The following is a 6,488-nucleotide window of genomic DNA, read 5'->3' as shown; positions in this document are numbered from 1 at the left end:
CGCGCTGGTGCTCGACGAGTATGCCTTGATCCTGCACCTGTCCGACGTCTACTGGGAGGAAGACGGGCGGACGTCGGTCGACGCGGTGTTCGCCGCGGTCGCGGTAGGTGGACTCCTGGTTCTGGGGTTGCACCCGCTGATGTTCTTCATCAGCCTGTGGCAGGACACCACGCATTCGACGGCGTTGCGGGCCGCTGTGATCTTCGCGATGGTGCTGACGTTGCCACTGGCGGTGCTGGTTGTGCTCAAGGGCAAGGTATGGACCGGCCTGATCGGGATGTTCTTCGTCCCGCTGCTGGTCATCGGGGCGATCAGGCTGTCCCGCCCGCAGGCGCCATGGGCGCGCTACCTCTACCTGCGCCGGCTGGACAAGATGGGCCGCGCGCTGGAGCGCGAACGGACGCTGCGCCGGCCCGTCGTGCACGCCAAGCTGTGGCTGCAGTACGCGATCGCGGGCACCCCGCGCCTGCCCTCGCACCGCCTGGTCGATGCGGAGCTGGACCGTGAAGTGCATCCAGCGCCGCCGCCGGAGTCGGTGCCGAGCGTGTTCGTCAGCGGCGCCGGCGTCGGGTGAGGTGGCGGTGCGCTATTTCTACGACACCGAGTTCATCGATGACGGATACAACATCGAACTGATCTCTATCGGTGTGGTTGCCGAAGACGGCCGCGAATACTACGCCGTCTCAACCGAATTCAATCCGGAGCGAGCCGGGAAATGGGTGCGCGCGAATGTGCTGCCCAAGCTGCCGTCGCCGGCCTCGCAGGTGTGGCGGTCGCGCGCACAGATCCGCGACGATCTCGAGACGTTCTTCGACGTCGACGGGGCTGAGCCGATCGAACTGTGGGCGTGGGTCGGCGCCTACGACCACGTCGCGCTGTGCCAGTTGTGGGGCCCGATGACCCATCTCCCGCCGCCGATCCCGCGATTCACCCACGAGCTGCGCCAACTCTGGGAGGACCGTGGCAGCCCCCGGCTGCCGCGCCGGTCGGCGAATGTGCACGACGCGCTGGTCGATGCCCGCGACCAGCGGACGCGCTACCAGGTGATCATGTCTGACGGCGACGGGCGCTAGCCCGGCCATTCGCATCGGCGCTGATCGCGGCGTGATTGGGGGCGTGTGCCGCCCGGTTACCATGGACGGGTGAACTGGACCGTTGACGTACCCATCGAGCAGCTGCCGTCGCTGCCTCCGCTGCCGGCGGATCTGCGGGCGCGACTGGACGCCGCGCTGGCCAAGCCCGCTGCACAGCAGCCGAGTTGGACGCGTGAGCGGGTCGAGCCGATACGCAAGGTTCTGGAAAGCGTGCCGCCGGTGACGGTGCCGTCGGAGATCGTGCGGCTGCAGGAGATGCTGGCCCAGGTCGCCCGCGGTGAGGCGTTCATGCTGCAGGGCGGCGACTGCGCGGAGACCTTTGTGGACAACACCGAGCCGCACATCAAGGGCAACATCCGCACCTTGCTGCAGATGGCGGTGGTGCTGACCTACGGCGCCAGCGTGCCGGTGCTCAAAGTGGCCCGTATCGCGGGGCAGTACGCCAAGCCCCGGTCGGCCGAACTCGACGCGCTGGGCCTGCGTTCCTACCGCGGCGACATGGTCAACGGATTCGCCCCGGACGCCGCGGCACGCGAGCACGACCCGTCGCGGCTGGTGCGGGCCTACGCCAACGCCGGCGCGGCGATGAACCTTGTTCGCGCGTTGACCTCGTCGGGGCTGGCGTCGCTGCATCTGGTGCACGACTGGAACCGGGAATTTGTCCGGACCTCGCCCGCCGGCGCGCGCTACGAGGCGCTGGCCTCCGAGATCGACCGCGGGCTCAAGTTCATGAGCGCCTGCGGGGTGGCGGACCGCAACCTGCAAACCGCCGAAATCTACGCCAGCCATGAAGCTTTGGTGCTCGACTACGAACGAGCGATGTTGCGGCTGTCCGACGCCGAGGATGGCGAGCAGCAACTGTACGACCTGTCGGCGCACTACCTGTGGATCGGGGACCGGACCCGGCATCTCGACGGCGCGCACATCGCGTTCGCCGAGGTGATCGCGAACCCGATCGGCGTCAAGATCGGGCCCACGACCACCCCGGAACAGGCCGTCGAATACGTTGAGCGCCTTGACCCGCACAACAAGCCAGGCCGGTTGACGCTGGTGAGCCGGATGGGCAACAACAAGGTTCGTGACCTGCTGCCGCCGATCATCGAGAAGGTCCAGGCAACCGGCCATCAGGTGATCTGGCAGTGCGACCCCATGCACGGCAACACCCACGAGTCGTCGACCGGCTACAAGACCCGGCACTTCGATCGGATTGTCGACGAGGTGCAGGGCTTCTTCGAGGTACACCGGGCGCTGGACACCTACCCCGGCGGCATTCACGTCGAGATCACCGGAGAGAACGTCACCGAGTGTCTCGGTGGCGCTCAAGACATTTCGGATACCGATCTGGGTGGACGCTACGAAACGGCTTGTGACCCAAGGCTGAACACCCAGCAGTCACTGGAGCTGGCGTTCCTGGTCGCGGAGATGTTGCGCGACTAGAGCAAACCGCCGACGTTGCTGCCGACGGTCCAGGCCGCGGCGGCCACCATGCCGGTGATCGACAACACGATCGCTATCCAGATCAGCACCATACGTCGAGCACGCTGGCGTTCCAGGGCGAATTCGATCATCTCGATTCCGGCGAATTGCCGTGATATCCCGTGGTATTCGTCGTTATCGAGCGCGGCGGCTTTTTGGGGCCGGTGCTGTGGATCGCGGGTCAGCTGACGCGTCGGATGATGCACCTTCGCGGGTCCGCGCGGTGACTGGAGTTGCCCGGTGGTGTTGCGTTCGTCGATGTCGCTGCCGTGCATCGCGGCCGAGCGGTGCAGCGCCGAGTTACGCGGCGACGGCACCCTGAAGTCGGGAAGGCGCAACCCGTCGACGATCGCGCCCAGCTCCGCGGCCATGTCCTGCGCGTCCGCGTAGCGCTCGGCGGGATCGCGTGCGGTCGCGCGCTCGACCAGCTCGTCGAATCGGGCGGGAACGCCGTTGATCACGCTGCTCGGTGCCGGCACGTCGGTGTCCAGACGCTGATATGCGACCGACAGCGACGTGTCGCCGGAGAACGGGGTCTGGCCGGTCAACAGCTCATATGCGACGATCCCCGCGGCGTAGACGTCGCTGCGGGGGCTGGCGCTGCCGTCGCGGACCTGTTCGGGGGACAGGTAGGCGGCGGTGCCGAGAATGACGCTGGTGGATGTGATTCCGGCCTCGGCGACGGCACGCACCAGGCCGAAGTCGACGATCTTGACGTCGCCCTCATCTGAGATCAAGACATTCTCGGGTTTGACGTCGCGGTGTACCAGTCCGGCGCGGTGCGCGGCGGCCAGCCCGCCCAGCACCGGGCGCAGCACCGCCGCGACGGCGTGCGGTGGCATCGGCCCGCGTTCGGCCAGCAGCTCGCGTAGCGTGCCGCCTTCAACAAGTTCCATCACCAGGAACGGGTGCCGAGCGTCCAGGCCCTGGTCGTAGACCGCGACGAGCCCCGGATCCTTGAGGCGGGCCACGCTGCGGGCCTCCAGCTGGAAGCGGGTCAGAAATTGCTGGTCGCCGGCATAGCGGGAGTCCATCACCTTCAGCGCGACCGGCCGGTCCAAACGCGTGTCGAGGCCGCGGTACACCGTCGAGGTACCGCCGGTGGCGATCTTGGTCGCAACGCGATAGCGCCCGTCCAGCAATGCGCCCTCGAGTGCGTCGTCGCTCGCCGCTGCAGCCACGCGCCCATCGTAGGCGGCGGCCCACGCTGCGCCCGAAACCTTTACGCAGTGTCTGAACAAGCCGCGCGCCCGGTCGTACACTGATTCGGTGAGCAGGATTCCGGCCGGGGATGATGTTCTGGGACCCGACGAACCGACCTACGATCTTTCCGGTGTCGCCGATTTGCTCGGAGTGACGGTGACCAAAGTGCAGCAGCATCTGAAGGACGGCCATCTGGTCGCGGTGCGGCGCGCCGGAGACGTGGTGGTTCCGCAGATCTTTTTCACCACGACCGGGGAAGTCGTCAAAAGCCTGCCGGGGTTGTTGGTGGTCTTGCGCGACGGCGGTTACCGCGACACCGAAATCGTGCGCTGGCTGTTCACTCCCGACCCATCGCTGACGGTGACCCGGGACGGATCGCGCGACGCGATCAGCAACGCACGTCCGATCGACGCGTTACACGCCCACCAGGCTCGCGAAGTCCTGCGCCGCGCGCAGGCCATGGCGTACTGACCGCCGGATCAGGCAGGTTGCTCTTGCGCCGCGGGACGGCTCATCGTGCGCCACGCGAACAACGCCACTGCGGTGGCCAGAAGAACGTGCGGCCACGAGTACATGCCATGTGCGCCATCGGGTTTGAAGATCACCATGATCCAGGTAGAGAACGCCGCGATCGCCGCGACTGCCCGGCGTGACTGGGCGAGCGGGGCCAGTACCGCCAACGGCCAGGAGTAGTACCAGGGCAATGCTGCGGGCGCGAACAACACCACCACCAGCATCGCCCACGCGATGCCGGTGAGCGCTTCGCGGTCGTTGTGCCTGAATCGCCACCACAGCAGCGGCAGTGCCACCGCGACGATCGCGATCCCGACGACGCGGGTGACTTGCAGCACCGCGTAGAAACTGACCGAGAAGAACAACCCTCCGACCGCATGGATCAGGTTGGCCGCCGCCGTCGGGAGGCTCAGCCAGTTGATGATTTTCACCGAACCGGCCAATGCGGTCAGCCAGCCGAGGCCCACCCCGGCCACCCCGGACAGCACCGCGAACACGGCGACGAAGATCAACACCGATATGCCTGCGGCCGCGGCGAAGGCGCGCAGCGGCCGGTACCCGCGCCGTTCGCACAGATGGCGCATCCACACCCAGACCATGAACGGCAGCGCGATTCCCGCGGTGGCCTTGACCGCAACCCCGACGGCAATCAGTGCGATGCCGGCGATGTGTCGACTATTCAGGGTCAGCGCGATTCCGGCGGCCATCAGGCCGACCATCAACATCTCGTTGTGTACGCCGCCCATCAAATGAATGATCACCAACGGGTTGAGTGCGCAGATCCACAGTGCTATCGGCACATTGGCGCCGATATGCCGCGCTATCCGCGGTGTCGCCCAGATCAGCAGCACGAACCCGGGCAGCATGCACAGCCGCAGCAGCATCGTCCCGGCGATCACGTGGTTGCCGACCAGCATCGTGATCAGCTTGGCGATCATGATGAACGCCGGACCGTACGGTGCGGTGGTGATAGTCCAGATCGGACTCACATTGTCCAGCAAGGCATTCGGGTTGTCGATGGGCCCGACCGCATAGGGATCAAATCCGTCGCGCAGCAATGCGCCCTGAGCCAGGTACGAGTAAGTGTCCCGGCTGAACAGGGGCACCGAAAGCAGTAGCGGTGCCAACCAGAAAGCAGCGCTGGCCACCATGGTGTATTCGCTTGCGTCGCCGGCAAGTACGCGTCGGCCCAACCATAGCCATGCGCTGAGCATCAACGTCACGCCGATCCACAGCAGTACCGAGGACAGCACCAAGCCGTGCCCGTAACGCAGCCAGGACAAGTGCAGCGTCTCCAACACCGGATCGTGCTGTTTGGTGCTGCCGGCGCCAAGCCCCCCCATGGTGACGAGCGCCGCGCCCAGAAAGCCCAGCAGCGCCGGGCGGCCCTCGGTGGTGATGGCGAATTCCCGCAGTCGTGAAAGATACTGGGGCGCAGTGGTAGCCGACGTGGTATCCGGAACGGACGTCGGAATGGACATGGGCGTCAGGCCGATCGCCGTGCGGCGAGGTTAGCGAGCTCGGAGAGTCCGGCCTTGGCCGCGACGTGGATGGGAGCGTCAGCGAGCAGGCCGAGCGCCCGGCGGGTCAGCCCGTCGATCTGGTCTTCGACCGCCGCCAGGGCGCCGACCCGTTCGATCACGTCGCACAGTTGGCCGATGTCGGCGTCGCTCAAGTCGGTGCCGACTGAGTCCCGTAACAGCTTGGCTGCGGGCGCATCTGACTTGTCGGCCAATTCCATGGCGGTCGCCAGCAGCACGGTGCGCTTGCCGGAGCGCAGATCGTCTCCGGAGGGCTTACCGGTCACCGCTGGATCGCCGAACACGCCGAGCACGTCGTCGCGCAACTGGAACGCGACGCCCAGGTCAGTGCCGACCTCGTGGAAAAGCCCATGGACATCAGGCCGATCCGCGGCGGCGGCGGCGCCCAGCTGCAACGGACGCGACACCGTGTAGGAGGCGGTCTTGTAGGTGTTGACGGCCATCGCCGAGGCGATCGACTCCGCGCCGCTGGCCTCGGCCACGATGTCGAGGTACTGGCCACCGAGCACCTCGGTACGAATGTCGGCCCAGACCCGGCGGACTCGGTTGCGGGCACCGTGCGGCAGATCGACGCCCGCGACGATGTCGTCGGCCCACGCCAGCGCCAGATCGCCGAGCAGGATCGCCGCCGACATCCCGAATTGCTCCGCCGGTCCGCGCC

Annotated in this window: 6 protein-coding genes and 1 pseudogene; 4 read left to right on the top strand and 3 right to left on the bottom strand. The window is 66.7% G+C overall.

Going from position 1 to position 6,488, the window contains the following annotated elements:
* The 3 genes and pseudogenes from VN856_RS18295 to VN856_RS18285 form a co-directional block, all read left to right on the top strand.
* Positions 1 to 574: pseudogene (locus tag VN856_RS18295) on the top strand (hypothetical protein); the annotation flags it as partial.
* A 7-nt stretch (positions 575 to 581) separates the two neighbouring features.
* Entirely contained in the window at positions 582 to 1,073 is a 492-nt protein-coding gene (locus VN856_RS18290; protein WP_325691561.1) for a polyadenylate-specific 3'-exoribonuclease AS, read from the top strand.
* A 69-nt stretch (positions 1,074 to 1,142) separates the two neighbouring features.
* Positions 1,143 to 2,531, top strand: coding sequence for a class II 3-deoxy-7-phosphoheptulonate synthase (locus VN856_RS18285; RefSeq protein ID WP_325691559.1), 1,389 nt, complete (start codon positions 1,143 to 1,145; stop codon positions 2,529 to 2,531).
* Here VN856_RS18285 and VN856_RS18280 read toward each other — a convergent pair.
* Positions 2,528 to 3,751 (bottom strand): protein kinase domain-containing protein, encoded by a 1,224-nt coding sequence (locus VN856_RS18280; RefSeq protein ID WP_325691557.1) that lies wholly within the window; start codon positions 3,749 to 3,751, stop codon positions 2,528 to 2,530. The two genes, VN856_RS18285 and VN856_RS18280, sit on opposite strands and share 4 nt — an antisense overlap.
* Positions 3,752 to 3,839: 88 nt before the next feature.
* On the opposite strand from VN856_RS18280, the gene VN856_RS18275 reads away from it, so the two are divergent.
* Positions 3,840 to 4,244, top strand: a complete 405-nt coding sequence (locus tag VN856_RS18275) for an Rv2175c family DNA-binding protein (protein WP_325691555.1) — start codon at positions 3,840 to 3,842, stop codon at positions 4,242 to 4,244.
* A gap of 8 nt (positions 4,245 to 4,252) precedes the next feature.
* Here the strand turns inward: VN856_RS18275 and VN856_RS18270 are convergent, their stop codons facing one another.
* Positions 4,253 to 5,767 carry an alpha-(1->6)-mannopyranosyltransferase A gene (locus tag VN856_RS18270; RefSeq protein WP_325691553.1) on the bottom strand — a complete coding sequence of 505 codons (1,515 nt, stop codon included), beginning with the start codon at positions 5,765 to 5,767 and terminating at the stop codon, positions 4,253 to 4,255.
* Positions 5,768 to 5,772: 5 nt separating this feature from the next.
* A partial coding sequence (locus VN856_RS18265) for a polyprenyl synthetase family protein (RefSeq protein ID WP_325691551.1) occupies positions 5,773 to 6,488 on the bottom strand: 716 nt, incomplete at its 5' end.

The organism is Mycobacterium sp. (genome assembly GCF_035603715.1).
In the GTDB taxonomy this organism is placed as follows: domain Bacteria; phylum Actinomycetota; class Actinomycetes; order Mycobacteriales; family Mycobacteriaceae; genus Mycobacterium.
Note: the sequence above shows the minus strand (reverse complement) of the source record. Positions and strands in the feature narration are given on the sequence as shown.